Source organism: Amphritea sp. (genome assembly GCF_016744155.1).
Classification (GTDB): Bacteria; Pseudomonadota; Gammaproteobacteria; order Pseudomonadales; family Balneatricaceae; genus Amphritea.
This window is the reverse complement of the sequence record NZ_JADGEW010000006.1, coordinates 36,800-54,433: the sequence shown is the minus strand read 5'-3', so window position 1 is coordinate 54,433 and position 17,634 is coordinate 36,800. Positions and strand designations below refer to the sequence as shown.

The 17,634-nt window shown below is 47.2% G+C and carries 18 protein-coding genes and 5 tRNA genes; 6 read left to right on the top strand and 17 right to left on the bottom strand.

Going from position 1 to position 17,634, the window contains the following annotated elements:
- Positions 1-253 precede the first annotated feature (253 nt).
- Positions 254-1,471 (bottom strand): peptidoglycan DD-metalloendopeptidase family protein, encoded by a 1,218-nt coding sequence (locus QZZ54_RS07085; protein WP_290700785.1) that lies wholly within the window; start codon positions 1,469-1,471, stop codon positions 254-256.
- Positions 1,472-1,804: 333 nt separating this feature from the next.
- Between QZZ54_RS07085 and hisA the strand changes: the two genes are divergently transcribed.
- The 3 genes from hisA (at position 1,805) to QZZ54_RS07070 (ending at position 3,720) form a co-directional block, all read left to right on the top strand.
- A complete protein-coding gene (gene hisA / locus QZZ54_RS07080) occupies positions 1,805-2,560 on the top strand; it encodes a phosphoribosylformimino-5-aminoimidazole carboxamide ribotide isomerase (protein WP_290700782.1) in 756 nt (251 codons plus the stop codon).
- On the top strand, positions 2,541-3,188 hold the full coding sequence (locus QZZ54_RS07075; RefSeq protein WP_290700780.1) for a GDSL-type esterase/lipase family protein: 648 nt from the start codon (positions 2,541-2,543) through the stop codon (positions 3,186-3,188). The genes hisA and QZZ54_RS07075 overlap by 20 nt, the downstream gene beginning before the upstream one ends.
- Before the next feature lie 148 nt (positions 3,189-3,336).
- The gene (locus tag QZZ54_RS07070; RefSeq protein WP_290700777.1) at positions 3,337-3,720 is read left to right on the top strand and encodes a hypothetical protein; all 384 of its coding nucleotides are present in this window, start codon (positions 3,337-3,339) and stop codon (positions 3,718-3,720) included.
- Positions 3,721-3,795: 75 nt separating this feature from the next.
- Here the strand turns inward: QZZ54_RS07070 and QZZ54_RS07065 are convergent, their stop codons facing one another.
- Positions 3,796-4,335 (bottom strand): cytochrome b, encoded by a 540-nt coding sequence (locus tag QZZ54_RS07065; protein WP_290700775.1) that lies wholly within the window; start codon positions 4,333-4,335, stop codon positions 3,796-3,798.
- 210 nt (positions 4,336-4,545) lie between these two features.
- Between QZZ54_RS07065 and QZZ54_RS07060 the strand changes: the two genes are divergently transcribed.
- Both QZZ54_RS07060 and QZZ54_RS07055 read left to right on the top strand, forming a co-directional pair.
- Complete coding sequence (locus QZZ54_RS07060; protein ID WP_290700772.1) at positions 4,546-5,322, top strand: DUF4197 domain-containing protein; 777 nt, start codon at positions 4,546-4,548, stop codon at positions 5,320-5,322.
- Positions 5,323-5,331: 9 nt separating this feature from the next.
- The gene (locus tag QZZ54_RS07055; protein WP_290700769.1) at positions 5,332-5,892 is read left to right on the top strand and encodes a peptidylprolyl isomerase; all 561 of its coding nucleotides are present in this window, start codon (positions 5,332-5,334) and stop codon (positions 5,890-5,892) included.
- Positions 5,893-6,088: 196 nt separating this feature from the next.
- Here QZZ54_RS07055 and QZZ54_RS07050 read toward each other — a convergent pair whose 3' ends face one another.
- Genes QZZ54_RS07050 through QZZ54_RS07030 form a run of 5 tightly spaced genes read right to left on the bottom strand, consistent with a single transcriptional unit; the run spans position 6,089 to position 9,689 of the window.
- The gene (locus QZZ54_RS07050) at positions 6,089-6,553 is read right to left on the bottom strand and encodes a YiiD C-terminal domain-containing protein (protein WP_290700766.1); all 465 of its coding nucleotides are present in this window, start codon (positions 6,551-6,553) and stop codon (positions 6,089-6,091) included.
- A gap of 15 nt (positions 6,554-6,568) precedes the next feature.
- Complete coding sequence (locus QZZ54_RS07045) at positions 6,569-7,120, bottom strand: nitroreductase family protein (protein ID WP_290700763.1); 552 nt, start codon at positions 7,118-7,120, stop codon at positions 6,569-6,571.
- Positions 7,121-7,130: 10 nt separating this feature from the next.
- Positions 7,131-7,958 carry an NADPH-dependent 7-cyano-7-deazaguanine reductase QueF gene (gene queF / locus QZZ54_RS07040; protein ID WP_290700760.1) on the bottom strand — a complete coding sequence of 276 codons (828 nt, stop codon included), beginning with the start codon at positions 7,956-7,958 and terminating at the stop codon, positions 7,131-7,133.
- A gap of 13 nt (positions 7,959-7,971) precedes the next feature.
- A complete protein-coding gene (locus QZZ54_RS07035) occupies positions 7,972-8,745 on the bottom strand; it encodes an ABC transporter permease (protein ID WP_290700757.1) in 774 nt (257 codons plus the stop codon).
- Positions 8,742-9,689: an ABC transporter ATP-binding protein gene (locus QZZ54_RS07030; protein WP_290700754.1), complete on the bottom strand. Its 948-nt coding sequence runs from the start codon at positions 9,687-9,689 to the stop codon at positions 8,742-8,744. Before QZZ54_RS07030 ends, QZZ54_RS07035 begins: the two co-directional genes overlap by 4 nt.
- A 68-nt stretch (positions 9,690-9,757) precedes the next feature.
- Between QZZ54_RS07030 and QZZ54_RS07025 the strand changes: the two genes are divergently transcribed.
- Entirely contained in the window at positions 9,758-10,231 is a 474-nt protein-coding gene (locus QZZ54_RS07025) for a PA2817 family protein (protein ID WP_290700751.1), read from the top strand.
- A 58-nt stretch (positions 10,232-10,289) separates the two neighbouring features.
- Here the strand turns inward: QZZ54_RS07025 and QZZ54_RS07020 are convergent, their stop codons facing one another.
- The 10 genes from QZZ54_RS07020 to QZZ54_RS06975 all read right to left on the bottom strand — a co-directional run bounded on the left by QZZ54_RS07020 (position 10,290) and on the right by QZZ54_RS06975 (position 17,493).
- The gene (locus QZZ54_RS07020; RefSeq protein WP_290700748.1) at positions 10,290-13,052 is read right to left on the bottom strand and encodes an EAL domain-containing protein; all 2,763 of its coding nucleotides are present in this window, start codon (positions 13,050-13,052) and stop codon (positions 10,290-10,292) included.
- Between the two features lie 110 nt (positions 13,053-13,162).
- Entirely contained in the window at positions 13,163-14,377 is a 1,215-nt protein-coding gene (locus QZZ54_RS07015; RefSeq protein ID WP_290700745.1) for a porin, read from the bottom strand.
- Positions 14,367-14,795, bottom strand: a complete 429-nt coding sequence (locus tag QZZ54_RS07010) for a hypothetical protein (RefSeq protein WP_290700742.1) — start codon at positions 14,793-14,795, stop codon at positions 14,367-14,369. The genes QZZ54_RS07015 and QZZ54_RS07010 overlap by 11 nt, the downstream gene beginning before the upstream one ends.
- 141 nt (positions 14,796-14,936) lie before the next feature.
- Positions 14,937-15,012, bottom strand: a tRNA-Glu gene (locus tag QZZ54_RS07005).
- Between the two features lie 26 nt (positions 15,013-15,038).
- Positions 15,039-15,114: transfer RNA gene (locus tag QZZ54_RS07000), tRNA-Gly, on the bottom strand.
- Between the two features lie 11 nt (positions 15,115-15,125).
- Positions 15,126-15,201, bottom strand: a tRNA-Glu gene (locus QZZ54_RS06995).
- A 233-nt stretch (positions 15,202-15,434) separates the two neighbouring features.
- Positions 15,435-15,510: transfer RNA gene (locus QZZ54_RS06990), tRNA-Gly, on the bottom strand.
- Positions 15,511-15,521: 11 nt separating this feature from the next.
- A tRNA-Glu gene (locus tag QZZ54_RS06985) sits at positions 15,522-15,597 on the bottom strand.
- A 118-nt stretch (positions 15,598-15,715) separates the two neighbouring features.
- Positions 15,716-16,867 carry a YeeE/YedE family protein gene (locus QZZ54_RS06980; RefSeq protein ID WP_290700739.1) on the bottom strand — a complete coding sequence of 384 codons (1,152 nt, stop codon included), beginning with the start codon at positions 16,865-16,867 and terminating at the stop codon, positions 15,716-15,718.
- Positions 16,868-17,028: 161 nt separating this feature from the next.
- Complete coding sequence (locus QZZ54_RS06975; protein WP_290700736.1) at positions 17,029-17,493, bottom strand: Lrp/AsnC family transcriptional regulator; 465 nt, start codon at positions 17,491-17,493, stop codon at positions 17,029-17,031.
- Between the last annotated feature and the right edge of the window lie 141 nt (positions 17,494-17,634).

Sequence of the window (17,634 nt, the reverse complement as noted above, 5' to 3'; positions counted from 1 at the left end):
CCTGGAGTTTCAGGATAAATAAACAGTTCGAGAACATAGCTAACATAACGCCAATCACCTCATTCCCTCTCAGGCTATGAATCTGTGCGATTGAAGAAACAAGCTAATAGGTTATGGCAATATTCTACCGGAGCGTTTAATCCCTGGTCTCAGGTCGGCTATTGGCAAAAGTATGGAAAGATCCACAGCTTGAATCGACATCGATATGCAAGCAATGATCTCACGTGAGGAAACCGGTTAGCATAGTACTTAGTTACTGTTTTTCAGCCAGTGCCAACTGCTCTGCCATCTGAGTTTTCAGAACAGCAACCTGCTTTTTGAATGCATTACGCTTTTTGCGGGAGATCGTCTGCACCACGGGAATAGGTGCTGTCATCGCGTTCACCGGTCGGTTATTTACATGTAGTTCATAATGCAGGTGGGCTCCGGTCGAGCGGCCCGAGTTACCAGACGCGGCGATCTTCTGCCCACGGGAGACTTTCTGCCCTTTGCGCACGTAGGCTCGACTCAAGTGGAGATAACGGGTTTTATACTTACGGCCGTGCTTAATCTCGATATACAGCCCAGCGTAACGGTGTTTAATAACACGGGAGACAACGCCATCCCCTGCCGAAAGCACTGGCGTACCTGTGCGTACAGAAAAGTCCGTGCCATTATGGGGCCGAACTAAACCGGTGATAGGGTGTTTACGCTTAGGGTTAAAACTTGAAGAGATACGGTAGCGTTTCTGCAGCGGAATCCGTTGGAATGCTTTCTCAAGGCTCTCACCCTCGGCATCAAAATAGTTATCATCAAAGAGAAATGCCGACTGTTTCCGAATAGCTCCATCATAGACAAAGCCTTCGATAACACTGTTACCAGTATACTCACCCTCGACATACTGGCGCGATACTGACAGCTGAAACTTGTCTCCGGCGCGCAGGTGACTTCTGAAGTTCATCCGTTCTTTCAACAGACTGGTAACCTGATAAGCTTCGGCGATTCGTGCACCTGCCCTCTTCATCGATCTGGGCAGATCACCCTCTACCGTGCCGCTGATAATCTCCCGGCGAAAACCACCCTTTTCGATAAACTCTTCATACTCGAAGTCTCCTTTTTTACTGCGATCAAACAGCACTTTATAGGTCAGACCAGAGCGAAAGATAAACTGCTTTAGCTTACCCTCGTCATCAAAGTTAAACCCCAGTTGATGACCTGGCTGAATAGTATCCAGCGCCAGAATATTGAGGTCTGCTTCCATCAGTTTGTACAGCGTAGGCTGAGAGATGCGCAGATGATCAAAAATGGTACTGAGGGTATCGCCCTTTTGCACCACATAACCGATCTCAGGATCAGAGTCTTTTATCTTTTTACTGCTGCTTTCAGAAAGCTCTTCAGAGGCAGAAACATCCATCTCCTGGAGTTTGAGGTCGAGTGTACTTCTAAACTGACCCGGCGAGACCGGTACTGCAGAGCTGTTATCTGACAGCATTAACGACACAGCCAATATAAGAGAAGCACAACCCAGCACAATACGGTGCGGGGTTGGCAGATGGCTCAGCAAAGTTATGGCTGTGTTAAAAAACGACTTCAGTCGCGAAGTGATATACCCGATGTTCAAACGCTGCCACTCTACCTAAATACTACTCAACTATTTCAAAACCCCATTGGCTGATGCTGTGACCATCACCGGAGCTTAATGTTCAGTTGGATTATGCCTGAATCGGGACAGGATTTCCCCCGCCAGTTAGTGGTATTCTCACTTTCTGCTACAATGCGCCGCTCTTATCTAGTGTTTTAAGCCCAGTGTTTCGGAGAATATGCTTTGACCCAGTTTCGCCCCTGTATCGACCTGCACCAGGGTCAGGTAAAACAGATTGTTGGTGGTAGCCTGAATGATCAGGGTGCTGAAACAAACTTTGTCAGTCAGTATGACGCTGAGTACTACGCAAAGCTGTATCGCAAGCACCTCCTGACCGGTGGCCATGTGATCGCGCTGGGGCCTGGCAATAAAGAGCAGGCTCTCAAAGCACTATCGGGTTGGCCTGAAGGACTTCAGTTCGGTGGCGGTGTAAATAACACCAATGCGGCTGAGTTTATTGAGGCAGGCGCATCCCACGTCATCGTCACCTCTTACCTGTTTGATAACGGGGAGTTTAGTTGGCAGCGATTAGAACAGATCAAAGCGATTACCGGGAAAGAGCGTCTTATTCTGGATCTGAGTTGTCGCCGAACTGGAAGCGGCTGGAATATCGCCACCGACCGCTGGCAGACCATTACTGAAACCCAGGTCAGCGCGGATACACTGGCGGAACTCAGCCAGCATTGTGCAGAATTTCTAATCCATGCCGCTGATGTCGAAGGCCTGCAATCGGGCATCGATGAAGACCTGGTTACGCTGCTGGGTGAAGCCTGCCCTATCCCAGTGACTTACGCAGGCGGCGCCCGCTCACTTGAAGACCTGAAACTAGTCGATCAACTATCCAATGGCAAAGTAGATCTCACCATTGGCAGTGCCCTGGATATCTTTGGTGGCAGCGGTGTAACTCTGGAGCAGTGCATTGCGTGGAATAATCGCTAAGCTATTCACTAATGGGCGACGGCCAGCACTGCTATCAGTTCTACCCTTAGCGCTGCTATTTTTACTGAGTGGTTGCAGCGAACAGGTAGAGCTTCGCTTTCTGCCGCCTGACAGCACCATACTGGCATTTGGCGACAGCCTGACTCAGGGTGTCGGCAGCACTGGCGATGGCGATTACCCCCATCAACTGCAACAACTCAGCGGACGTAAAGTGATCAACGCCGGTATCTCAGGAGAGGTCAGCGCCGAAGGTTTACAGCGGTTGCCTGAACTACTCACCCAATACCAACCTGCCCTGCTTATTCTTTTGGAGGGCGGCAACGATATTCTCCGCAACCGGGATAAGGCCGAGCTTAAGCAGAACCTGGCGCGGATGATTGAGTTAGCCCAACGACAGAATACCGATGTTATTTTGATCGCTGTACCGGAGAAAAAGCTGTTCTCTGATAGCGCACCGCTGTATCGGGAACTAGCCGAAGAGTATCAACTGATTATCGAGCCAGAGATAATTGCCGAGCTATTACGCAACAGCCAATACAAGTCAGACCCTATTCACTTTAATAACCAGGGTTATCAACAACTGGCCATCAGGATAAATAACCTGTTGATAGACCATAACGCTTTATAAAAAATGGAATTTTTCCTATTACCAGCAGTCATAACTTATGACAAAAAGCTATTAAGGCCCGGACTTGTTGTATAAATATATGCCGTATAAATCTCTCTTTTATAAACGTACGTTGTTACAAATATCTTCAGCCATTTTCGGTGTGATTTTGAGCACCCAATGCCACTTAGTCAGCGCGCAAGACAGCCAGGATAGCCTTTCGATTACCCAACAGGCCATAACAGACTTTCGTCAACTTTCAGTAAGGATTCTATCGGCCTATAAAGTCCAGCCACACTACATTGGCTCCACAGAAAAGTGGCATCTATTCCTGAAAAAAGAGTCCCGCCAGGCGGTTGATAAAGAATTCAGCTCTATCTTCGGTTATAAAATATCGATACAGGGCACCAGCATCGAAAATGGCTGGGATCTAAACCTGGGGGTGGATATCAATCCTGATAACTGTCCTGAAGTCACCCACTATAAAGAAGATAAAACGGGATTCAGCCTGTCTGCCGACACCACCCTGGCAACTCGGTGCCTTAGGCGATAGGCGATTCACTTAAACAATAAAAAAGCCGCATAATGCGGCTTTTGATCCCCTTCAAACAAAACTAATCAATCAAACTCAGGCAACCCTGCGCCCAAGAATCCGTTGTAAGGTGCCATCTTTAGTCACAAAATGATGTTTCGCTGAAGCTGCCACATGAAGGGCTACAGCAGCTATCATGACCTTTCCACCCAGCCCGTGCATCGCATGACCGAGCTCTCCCAGCAACTCACTCTCATCACCGCTGGCAATCAGCTCAAATCCAAAAACAGCCACTGAGTGACCACCACCGATCGACATCAGAATACCGGAAATAGGCATCATCACAGTACCTGCCAACAGAATTACGTGAACCACTGTCGTGATTTTCTCCTGCCAGGCAGCAACTGGCGTCAGACGCTCAGGCAAGCGATTGCGGATGCGCCAAGCCAGTCGATACAGAGCAACAACCAACACCAACACACCCACTGATTTATGCAGACCGATCAATTCAAACTTGTCAGCCCCCCGTGGCAGGTCTTCAATATACAGACCAAAAATAAGACTACCGATCACTGCAATAGCAATAATCCAATGTAAAACCACAGTAGTTTTAGTGAGTTGTGAACGACTATCCATGATTAACTCCGTTAGAATGACTATCTGTATACTTTAAATATTAATTATTAAAAAGATAAGTAACTAAGGTGTAAAGAAAGGTAAAGTTATGATTTTTAACAACATGCCAGAAAAAGCTCTCAACAGAAGAGCAATATTGTTAAGGATACTTTAAGCTTTAATGCTTAGAATTAAGTCAAACCTTCAGTGACTTCTCAGGAAAAACACATTATGCGTAAAGTAACCATTGGAAAAGCGGGCGTCATCCTGCTCTCTTGTACTATTACAGCATCCGCTTTTGCAGGATTTGGTGATCTGCTGAAAAAGATAGAAGACGGCGGAAAACAACTCATTGAGCAGAAGCAGACCGCACCCGCTTCATCTACCGCTGGAACGAGTCTCGATTACGACACCGTGATAGCCGGACTCAAAGAAGCACTGGAGGTGGGTAGCCGCCAGGCAATTGAAAGTGTCAGCCAGAAAGGTGGCTACTTCGATAATGCACAGATCAAGATTCCCCTGCCGGATCAACTCGAGCAAGCTAGTGGTCTGCTGAAAAAATTTGGTCTGGGCTCTCAGGTTGAACAGTTCGAACTCAGCATGAACCGTGCAGCGGAACAGGCAGCACCAGAAGCAACTGAAATTCTGGTCACGGCAATCAAAGAGATGAGCATCGAAGATGCCCGTACTATTCTGAACGGCCCAGATAATGCGGCCACAGAGTATTTCCGTGAGAAAACCTCGACCCGACTGAGTGAACTGTTCCGCCCCTCTGTTGAAACATCTATGAATCAGGTAGGTGTGACTAAATATTACGGTGACCTGACTAAAAAAGCAGAAGAAGTGCCTATGGTCGGCAGCATGGCGCAGAACTATAATCTTGAAGACCATGTGACCGAAGGTGCTCTGAACGGCCTATTCACCATGTTGGCTGCAGAAGAGAAGAAGATCCGAGAAAATCCAGCGGCACGCACGACTGATCTGCTGAAACAAGTATTCAACTTTTAAGGAATCATAATGTTTAAGAAATATCTGCTGTCCCTACTGCTCAGTGTTGGTTTACTCAGCCCGGCACTTGCTGAAGATATAAACCCTGTTGTCGTTATGACCACCAGCGCCGGTGTTATCGAATTGGAGTTAATGCCCAAGCAAGCGCCACTGACAGTGGCAAACTTTCTTCGCTATGTGGAAAATGATTTTTTCCCGGGGACTATTTTTCATCGGGTAATCGACAATTTTATGATTCAGGGTGGCGGATTTTCCGTCGACATGGAGCGTAAAGATACTTTGCCACCGGTCAGTAATGAATCAACTAACGGCCTGCCAAATATGCGCGGCACTATCGCGATGGCCCGGACTAATGACCCAAACAGCGCCACCTCTCAGTTCTTTATCAACCTGAAGAACAACGACTTCCTGAATGCTAAAGGCCAACGTCCCGGCTATGCCGTATTTGGTAAAATAGTTAACGGTATGGATGTGCTAACACAGATAGGCCATGTACAGACTGGCAATCAGGGGCCATACAAAAATGTACCGGTAGAGCCGATTGTTATTCAAAGTGTCGTTTTGAAATAAAACTGCAATCCGAGGTCCGAACGCTTTACTTGTCCGAAGTCCGAAAAGGCGGAAAACAAGCTTTTGCGGACCTCGGACAAGTCACGCTTTTTGTAACGTTCGGACATCGGCTCTTATCGTTCGAACTACGATTCTTTAAGCTTTTTCTTTTCGAGCAACGAGCAAGTCACGCTCTTTGTGACGTTCGAACCACGAGCTACGGCTGTCTTTCCACCGCCACATAAGCTCCGCTGAGGGTCATCGCAACTTTATCCCCCTGTCGAACCTCTACTTCAAGATTCAATCGACCACGGCCTTTGTTATCCATATAAGAGATAAACGTATCTAGCTCAGCTTGTTCTGGGAGTACGGTAATCGCAGAAAAGTCTCCTGTCACCGGCGCCAGGTATTTGAGCTGGCTGTCACGGATCATCACATCGCAGTCTCGCCCCTGCTCTTTTAGATAAAGCGTCACCATCGCCCAGCCACAGAGTGTTGCTAAAGTTGCCAGTGAACCGCCAAAGCCGGTGCCTTTGTCATTGACGTTGGGCGCCAACGCGGCAGACAGCGTTAGCGACCGACCGTCATAGGCCGGTTCTTCGAAGCCCATGTGATTGATCAGAGGAATCTGACCTTTGAGCCAGTCTATAAACTCTTCGGCAGTTTTCTGAGAGTTACTCATGCGCTTATCTCCTTATCAGCCCCAATCGCTAACAAACTTTTCAACATCAACCTGAGGCACTTTGCGACTTCGCGCTGGCGTACCCAGATACAGATAGCCAACTATCTCTTCATGGGCCTGCAAGCCTAAACCATCCATGACGGTGGGATGGTAGGCCAGAACGCCAGTACGCCACATCGCACCTAAGTTCTGCGCATGAGCCGCCAACAGCATATTCTGAACTGCACAACCGGCAGTAATAAGCTGCTCAGTACGAGGGACCTTGGGATGATCCTGAATAACCGCGATAGCAACGATAATATGCGGAGCTCTTAACGGCATATTTCTGAATTTATTTTGTTGCTCTTCGCTCAGCGAATCATCTTCACTGGCAGCATCCAGAAACAGCTCCCCCAACTTATTTCGGGCTTCAGCCTCAACATTGAGAAACCGTAACGGTTTCAAAGCGCCGTGATCAGGCGCTCGCAGAGCGGCCCGAAAGATATTATCAAGCTGTTCCGACGATGGTGCCGGACCTTCAAGTAGCGGAATTGATACCCGCTGGTGTAAATTTTCCAGAGCGTCCATTCTACTTCCTTTATTGACGACTAAGACGCAGGTTAACAGGCCGACCGGCCTTGCTACTACGATACGGGTTGATATCCAATCCACCCCGGCGCAAATACCGGGCATACACTGTCAACTCTTCCGGATGGCAACGGTTCCAGATATCCATAAAGATAGACTCCACACACTGCTCGTGGAAATCACCATGCTCGCGGTAAGAGATCAGATACTGTAGCAAGCCTTCACGATCGATCGGCGCCCCGCGATACTCAATGGAGATGCTGGCCCAATCTGGCTGGCCGGTAACCGGGCAATTAGACTTCAGCAGATGACTGTACAGCGACTCTTCTACTGGCTCTCCGACGGCACTCAATCGTTGAGGTGCGGGACTATAGTCCGTGATCTCAATATCCAGCTCATCAAGGCACTCACCGTTAAATTTAACAATCGGCGTATCAAGATCCAACTGACTGAAGATCACTTCAACAGCACCTTCTGAGGCGGCACTGAGGTCTTCAACCATGCGCACCTGTACTTCAGATTCTGAATCGAAGCGGGTCAGGTTGAAGGAATTAAGATAGAGCTTGAATGATTTTGACTCGACAATATTGCGACTCTCTGCAGAAAACCGAAACTCTGCCAGCCTCACCACCGGTTTACCTTTGCTATTCAACCAGGACACTTCATAGGCGTTCCAAATATCATCGCCCTGAAACGGCAGTTCACTGCGGGTAACACCCTGAGCTTTCCAGTTCAGATCCCGGGCAATGGGATACAACAAGCCTGCATCATACTGATTCACATACTCAGTATCAGCACCCAGTGGAGCATGTTCCAATCCTGTTTGATTATCTTTCATGCGACCTCCGCTCTTAGCTACGAATACCCTTACCCGTGTTTAACAAGTGCATTGAGTAACTAAACAGTATGATTATAACCCCGATAATAATGCCATAAGCAAAGCCAATATCGATATCGCTGACACCCAGAATTCCGTAACGGAAGGTGTTAACCATATAGAGGATCGGGTTGATCAGAGAGACATTCTGCCAAAACTCAGGTAGCAAGGAAATAGAGTAAAATACACCACCCAGATAAGTCAGCGGTGTTAGCACAAAGGTCGGAATAATCGATATATGATCAAAGCTATTGGCGTAAACCGCATTGATAAAGCCTCCCAGTGAAAACAGGATGGCGGTCAGAAACACAATCGAAGCGATCACCCAGATATTATGAATCTGCAGTTCCGTAAAGAACATCGACAGCAACGTCACCATCAGACCGACCAATAAGCCCCGTACCGAACCACCAATCACATAGCCGGCCAAAATAATCCAATTAGGTGTGGGTGAAACCAGCAGTTCTTCAATGTGTCGCTGAAATTTAGTGCTATAAAATGAGGAAACAACATTGCCATAGGAATTGGTGATTACCGACATCATAATCAGACCGGGAACAATAAACTCCATATAGTTGAAGCCGCCCATCTGACCGATCCGAGAACCGATCAGGTTACCGAAAATGATAAAGTAAAGTGTCATGGTGATCGCCGGCGGCAACAGAGTCTGCGCCCAAATACGGGTAAAGCGGCGAATCTCTTTCACCAGAATGGTCCAGAAGGCGATAAACAGTTGTCTGTTAGTCATTTTGACTGGCCTCCCTCAACACTCTCTTCGAGTGTTTTATCAACCAGAGAGACAAACAGCTCTTCCAGACGGTTACTCTTGTTTCGCATACTAGTCACTTCAACACCTTGCTCTGATAACTGAGCAAATACTGGATTCAAACTCTGGGATTTTTCTACCTCTACCAGCAAGGTATGGTCACCCTCCATTGTCACCTGATAGTCATCAATAACCGGACACAGGCTCTGTACCGGACTGATATCCATAATGAAGGATTCCGTATTAAGCTGTTGAAGCAGGTTACGCATGCTGGTGTTCTTGACGATAACGCCCTGATCGATAATACCTATATTACGGCACAGGCTTTCCGCCTCTTCCAGATAATGAGTGGTAAGGATAATCGTGGTGCCTTCGGCATTGATCTCTTTCAAAAACTCCCACATAGAGCGTCGCAGCTCAATGTCCACACCGGCGGTTGGTTCGTCAAGAATCAGCAGGCTGGGTTCGTGCATCAACGCACGGGCAATCATCAACCGACGCTTCATGCCACCAGACAGATTGCGAGACGGTTCGTTTCGCTTTTCCCACAACCCTAGCTTGCGCAAATAAAACTCGCAGCGCTGCTTTGCCTCTCCAGCAGGGATACCATAGTAGCCCGCCTGAGTAATAAGAATATCCGCAACTTTTTCAAACATATTGAAGTTAAATTCCTGGGGAACGACTCCCAGCTTACACTTTGCTTTACTGGCGTCCTTATCCAAATCATGGCCAAACACCCTGACCTGACCTGAGGTTTTATTAACCAGTGAAGAGACAATACCTAAAGTCGTAGATTTACCGGCTCCATTAGGTCCAAGCAGCGCAAAAAAATCGCCTTCCTGAACATCAAAGGAGATTCCCTTCAAAGCTTCGAAGCCATTGTCATAGACCTTACGCAGGTCTGTAATGGAGAGCGCAGTCGTCATGCATTTTCCTATGATTTCAAATAAGAGGAGAGGTTTTAATCGAACTCTTAACATTGGGGCAAGAGGTTATGATTTCAACAGTTACTAGCGCCAAATTCTACGTTAAACTAGCGCTTTCCAGAATATTACTTCAGTCTCGGGACAATATGACAGCTTACCAATTACACCACCTTAACTTCCTGAAGATCGCCTACAACAACTTCATTAAGCAGGAGCCTTTCACACTGGAAGAGATCACCGCTGAAGAGGAGCAGTTTATTCTCGATTTTCAGCAGCTAATTCATGAGTTTGAAAATGGCGCTGAACATGTCTACGCGGATGGCGAAGTCTTTCTCGAACGAGCTTTTCGCATGTACCCACAACTGGCTCACCTTATTGCGCGTGACCTGTTGTGGTATTTCGGCGGCAACTGTTTGCATAACATGGCTGATGTAGAGTTAGAAAAATTCCAGCAACTGGATGAGTTACGCTTCGCTGCTGAAGAGAAAGAAGAAGAGTTTGATTACATCAACTCCCGGGCGAGTGTTTTCGGACAAAACTAAGAAGGGCTCCAACAAGCTCAATACAAAAGAGGCCTAACAGCCTCTTTTTTTAGTATATCTATAGCTGTCCAGTTGAGGAGAGATACTCCATAAACTGATCCGCAGGCAGCGGCTTACTGTAATAGTACCCCTGAATAATCTGGCAGTTATTATCTTTCATAAAGCTAAGCTGCTCGGGTGTTTCTACGCCTTCAGCAACGACCATCAAACCCAACGACTGGCACATTGCCAGGGTTGCTTTAATAATAGATTCATCACTCTTATCAATGCCGATATTTTTAACAAAGCTACGATCGATCTTCAGTCGATCAATAGGCAGCTTTTTCAGATAACTGAGTGAAGAGTATCCGGTACCAAAATCATCCATCGCCAAAGTAATACCGCGCTCCCGCAGATAGGTTAATTTACCCACGGTAACTTCCGGCTGACGAATAACAAAATTTTCCGTCACTTCCAGCTCAAGATTATTAGCACTCAGACCCGATTCCTCCAGAGCATCTTCCACACTACGGATAAGCCGTTCATGAGCGATCTGCTGGCCAGCAAGGTTTACTGCCACTTTCATATCCGGCACACCGTTCTGCAGCCAGGTTTGCATCTGCTGACAAGCTTCTTTCAATACCCACTCACCCAGAGGGATAATCAGATCTAACTCTTCAGCCAGAGGGATAAAACGATCCGGAGACAGCAACCCTACTGTTGGATGCTGCCAACGCACCAGCGCTTCAACACCGACAATCTTTTCTGTGACAGCGTCAATCTGGGGCTGATAATGAAGTACCAGCTCGTTATTCTGAATTCCTTTACGCAGATCCGCCCCTAAAGAGAAACGCTCAAAGCGTTGATGATCTTTCTCAACGTCGTAAATGTAATAGCAGTTTTTCCCGGAATCTTTAGCCTGAAACATCGCTACATCCGCATGTTTAATCAGTGCAGCAGCATCAGCAGCATGATCGGGAAACAGGCTAATTCCCACACTCACCGTAACGACAATCTCATACTCACCAATCCAGAAAGGTTGCTGGAATATCTGCAATATCTTACTGGCGACTACTTCAGCACCTTCCAGATCGCGGACACTGGTTAGCAGCACTGAAAACTCGTCCCCACCCTGACGGGCAAGCAAATCATTTTCACGGATACAATCATTGATACGCTTTGCCGCAACCTTGAGCAGCTTATCCCCGATCTGATGACCGAGAGAATCGTTCACCTCTTTAAAGCGGTCCAGATCAATGAACAGCACCGCAACATTACCATTCTGAGAACGACTCTTTTCAATGGCATCATTAAGACAACTCATAAAGAAAAGCCGGTTGGGACGTTCTGTTAGCGGGTCATGATTAGCCAGCCAATGCAATCGACGCTCGGCCCGTTTACGGTCACTAATATCCATGCCGATGCTCAGCATTAACGATTCATCTCCCCGAGTATGCCGCAGGCGTGCGTGCAACCAGGAGATATCGTGCCGATGCCCCAGACGATCCAAGAGCACACTATCGGTTCGAACCTCGGGTTCAAGGCCATCCATTAAGCGACTGGTATGAGCAAGAAAATCCTGCCGCTCATCTTCACGCTGCAGTGTATCCAGGAAATTAACCTTGCGCAGGGAGCCGCCATCCAAGTCCATCAGATGCAAACCAAAATGATTTACGCTACGCAGATCACCCTTTCTATTCTGAGTAATAATGACCAACGGTGCAGTTTCTAACAGGCCAAACAAAAAATCTCGCTCTTTAGTCAGCGCTAAACGACTTTTCTCAAGACTATCGGTCCTCTCAGCAACTTCATCCTCTAGATGCTCAAGCTGCTCACTCAGCTGCATTGCACTGTGAACCAAGAGATCCCGTTCATCCTGTCCGAAAAGTGTCTCCCGGTCACGGTAGCCCCCCATGGTTTGACGAAACTCGCTAAATTCACTTCGACTTAGCTGCGATAGCTCAGTCGACAGCAGAGAGAAGAAGCGAACCGGTTTCTGCAACAAGAGAGAGAGAAGTACTAAAGCAGTCAAAATACCGCCGGCACCCATCAGCAGATAACTCACCAAACTTTGCCGGATGCTCAACAGATGACCGGAGATGTCATCCAGAATAACCCAGTAAGCAGCTCCCTCATGTACGCCATTCAAAGGAGAGAAAATAATTTCATAGTGCCTATCATTATTATCCAGCACATAACTACCGCCCGCTGGATCAAAGCGCTGTTCACGGCTAAGCTTCTCAAGCAATTCCTGATTCTGCGAGCGATTAGTGAGCGAGTTGATCAGCAACCCCCAGTTGCCTAACTCGCCAGCACCTTCAGGTGCCTGCAGAGCAAGACCTATGTCCAGAGTAGTCTGCTGTTTAATATCATGAATAACATCATACAAAAAACGCCCCACCATCAGGACACCCTGCTTTGAACCGTCCAACTGAATCGGAATCGCAACATAACGAATACAGATAGTGTTACAAACAAGCTTACGCAGCGGCCGTTCGGTATCGAATACCTGCTGTATCTCCTCTTCTTTGATATGTACTTTCTCGCCCCAAAAACCAACCATCCGGGCATGACTATCGTAGAGGTATGCGGCATTGACAGAGCCGGTCAACTGAAAGGCATCAAATTTCAAACTGATTGCCTGGCTTAGGCGCGCCAACGGAATGATATAGTCTTCATGCTGACTGGTATCAATAAGAGGCAAGAGTTCTGCGGCTTCTAACAACCGCTGGTAGGACGCTTCGACTGAACCATTCAGCCGAGCAACTTCCGCCGTATTAATCTGCTTGCGTTGCAGCTTGAACTGATCATTCAGCTGCGACAGCGAAAAAAAGGCATACATCCCCTGGACTCCTACCAGCACAACGACCAGTAGGATGAAGATCTTCCACCTTAAACTCAAAAAACTTCTGTGAGTGCCATCCATAGTGCGTTATCTCACGACCACATAGTTTAAAAACGATAGGTTGCCTGTAAGGCAAAAATATTCCAGTGTTTTTTTAATTTAGAAGGATCTGGATTGTCCTGCTCTGCCGCCCATCCGGTACCTTTTACATTGTGTAACTCAGCCCGGAAAGACCAGTCCTGATTTGGCTGCCAGCCAACCCCTAGCGTAACATCCTTCGCATAAAAATTATGTGCAGGTTTAAAAGGGAATAACTGATGATTCAGAGCACCCTGAGGGTCATCTTTATCAAGCAATAGCTCATCATAACGTAGCAGCAGATCCCAGTTATAGCTCAAGCGATATTGAAGCTGAAGATAGTACGACTGCATGGTAAGTTTTGGCAGCGCAGTAAACACCCCTCCCATTTCTGTCCAGTCGATATCGTGAAGCATGTATTCGCCGGTCAGACTCCAGTTTTCTTCGTTATATTGCGCTGAGAATACTGAAACGCCAAGTTTTAAGGCTCCCTCATCAAATACGCATAGATTGTACAAACACCCGGGATTAACCCCTGGCTTGAAGTTAAGAATATACTTAGCGCTGGTAAAGCCTATTCGAAAGCGACCACTGTCTGAATTATAAATAGCCCTCGCCATATAACCTTCAGAGTCTTTAAACTTACCTGCAGCATCCATCCCCAAATACGCATATTCAACATTGGTATCTGTTTGAGGGCTGCCATACAACAAGTCAAGATCAACCCAACCACCAGGCACCGATAAAGAGCCATACAAGATAGCGCCATCAATCGAAAGCTCCAGATCCCTGGCCTGATCAAAGTAGAGCGATTGCGGTAACATTATACTGGGACGGGTAAATGACACATCCCGGGTTTCATTGTAGAAGCCAAAGGGTATTTTTAAACGCCCCACCCGAACACCAAATGCTTTATCGACAGCGTCACTGACACGATAATCCAACAATGCATAATCCAGCTGAGGCTCACCATTATCAACCCCTCCTGCCTGTCTAGACATCACCTGGGCCGCTGCCCGAAGTTTTGGGGTTAACCTGTATGCCGCATTTAAACCGATTTCATGAAAATCGAAACTGCCATTATCACTACTTTCACCATACACATTATTACTATCTGTATAGAAAAAGCCCTGCGTTACAAAGCCGTTAACCGATAATTTGTTTTCAGCGCCAAAGAGAGAAACCGGCGCACACAAAAGACTCACCCCGGAAAGGATCAGGGGTAGGAGATGCTTAAAACTCATCGACAACCCTCACTTTTTCCAGGTTCAGTTTAAAAGAATGACTGATATAGCCTATAGCCCCATCAGTCTGACTGACCATTTGATACATTCCGTCCATGGTATCTACCTGTTCAGGTTCAGAGCCAGTGCCAGTGTAAACCTGGCGGTCCCAGTTGTTTCTTAGCTGATAGGGGAATATTTTCAGGTGTTCTTTCACAAACAGATCATGCAGAGGGTGCCGGTCAGGTAACACAAATACCCGTATTGGCCGTCCATCTGGCCACCGGGTTACTCGCATTGAAAATACGGCAAGAAGAAAATTTCTATTGAGGGTCTGCTCTGTCACATCCTGCGAAACAATCACTGAATCGGCAACCGCTTCCCCAACGGGAAAACTTAGCACAACAAAGAGCAGTGATATCCTTATCAGTGAAACCATAATAAATGATTACTCATCAAACATTTAGGTCTAAGTATATATGAAGCCTAAAGGACAAAACATAATCGAGAGAAAAAATCTGTTCAATATGGGGACTAACAATAGGATGAACTAACAGAGAGATAATACAGAGGAAAAAAGTGGCGTCCCATAGGGGGTTCGAACCCCTGTTACCGCCGTGAAAGGGCGGTGTCCTAGGCCACTAGACGAATGGGACGCAATAAAACAGCCAGATATAAAATCTGGAGCGGAATATCGGGCTCGAACCGACGACCTGAACCTTGGCAAGGTTCCGCTCTACCAACTGAGCTAATTCCGCTTTACAAAAGGTGGCGTCCCATAGGGGGTTCGAACCCCTGTTACCGCCGTGAAAGGGCGGTGTCCTAGGCCACTAGACGAATGGGACACAGTCACATTTGCAACTTTCCTCGTCAGAGGAGGCGCGTATATTAATGACTAACCCTACCTTCGTCAAGAGAAAAACAACAAAAAAGTTATCGAATTGGAACAACTGAAGCACACAGAAAAACGATGTGGAAAAACACCAAAAAAGCGTAACGAACAGCGATAACAATTGGATAACAAGAGAAGCAATAAAATTAGGAATGAAACAGGAAAAATGAGGAGTGATGCGATATTTGGAGCGGAATATCGGGCTCGAACCGACGACCTGAACCTTGGCAAGGTTCCGCTCTACCAACTGAGCTAATTCCGCGTCAAAAAAAATGGCGTCCCATAGGGGGTTCGAACCCCTGTTACCGCCGTGAAAGGGCGGTGTCCTAGACCACTAGACGAATGGGACGCTGTGTGACTCTGTTTCCAGAAGACGGGGCGTATCATATTGATATGCCCTGTTTTGGTCAAGCTCTTTTCGATGATTTTATCGTATTATTTTTATCTATAGAACAACGATAAACAACTTAAGACACAACGGCTTCTTTTTCCGATCTCTCATTAACCGCAGTCGTATCGGTATCCAGCTTACCTGCAGCCTGAGCATCAACCAGCGCTTGCTCGGCATGCTCTGCCCTGCGGTCCAGACTGAAGTATGTAATACCCGCTCCAGCCCACATAGACGCCAGTGCTATCCAAGCCGTAATAGAGAACGCTGAACCACCGGTAAGGCCTGCACCAACCGCGCAACCACCTGCAAGCATTCCCCCTACCCCCATAAACACTGCACCGACAATGTAACGCACCATACTACGGCCGTCTTTAAAGCCCTGCAGCTTAAAGGTACCTGACAGAATAGCGGCTAAAAGCGACCCCAGAAAAACCCCCGGCACCAAACCGACATCAAAGTCCATCGGCGCGCCGCCCGGAGTTAAAAAATACATCAGAGTATCTGCCGAGGGGCCCGTAAAGGTCATACTCTCAACCTGCGTCGGTTCAAACGCCTGATAAGACATATGATAGGTAAACCACCAGCCACCGACCACCAAACTACCTAAACCGATAGCACCTATCCATCCCCAGGCTTTCAACTTGCTACGCACCCCTATAGCAATCGCTACAGCAGCACAAATAAGGCCGATATAAAACCCTGCATACTCACCCAAACCCAGATACGAAAGCGCTTCTAAGCCGCCATCATCATGCAACAACCAGCTCCCCGCCACTTTGTCTCTGGCCGGAGCAAACGCCCCTCTCAATGTAGCCTGAGCGGCTGTTGCGAATAAAAGTCCTGAAAAAAGCGCCCGTAGGTTTCCGGTCGCTGCCAATACCAACAGGCGCGCACCACAGCCTCGCGCCAAGACCATGCCTGAACCAAACAGCACACCCCCTATAACAGCACCTGACAGACTACCGTAGGAAGCCAGCATTCTAGAATCAGAGATATCCAGTTCACCCATCGACAACAGGGTCTGAGTACCCAGCACAGCGGCGGCAAACGTCAATAGCCAGATAGCCACTTTAGGCCCTAGCTTACCCTGGTAAAACTCTAAGACCGCTGCTCTAAGGCAAAACTGACTACGTTGAGCAAATATTCCAAACATAAACCCCAGTACCAGACCACCAAACGCCATGGTTTCTGATTCGCCCAGATAATCGATCAACCACTCAAAATCCATACTTACACCAACCGCCAGTCACGCTAGCGCGACCTTCACTGTCTAATTAATAACCAATGATGCATTATATAGATATAAGCTTATTACCGCTTGATATATATCAGCCAGCGCCCTTACCAAATAGTGTTAGTTCAACTAATTAGATATGAAAACGTCTCTGTTTATAACGGTATCGCAGTACTGAATTTGTCCCGTCGCAGAGAAATCAATGTCCGAAACTTATTCAAATTAGCATCCGTAGACAGATACTTTCGAGTAAAGGCCTCATAGCTCTCCATATCCTCAACCATGAGCATCAACAGGAAATCTACCTCTCCGGTCACCTGATAGCACTGAGTAACTTCCGCCGCCCCATCCATTTTCCGCTTGAAAGCGTCATAAATATCCAGCTGATCTCGCACCATCTCAACTTCAACAATAATATTGATATAGCGACCAACCATTCGGGGATTTATTAGCGCCACTTCCGCCATGATAACCCCCTCCTCTCTCAAGCGACGCACTCTGCGTAGACAAGCCGGTGGCGATAATCCTATCTGTTCTGCCAGGTCCTGGTTGCTGATTCGACTATCCAATTGCAGGATATTGAGAATACTCCGATCTATTCGATCCAGCTTATATGACATAAAGGCACTCAATAATGAAATTTTTAGAAACTAATAGATCATTAAATGAAATATTATTTCGTTTACAGGAAGTAATTAAAATAATAAGACATGATTCTCATTTAGACTAGCCTCAGTAATGAATATTCCAGCGGAACGCCA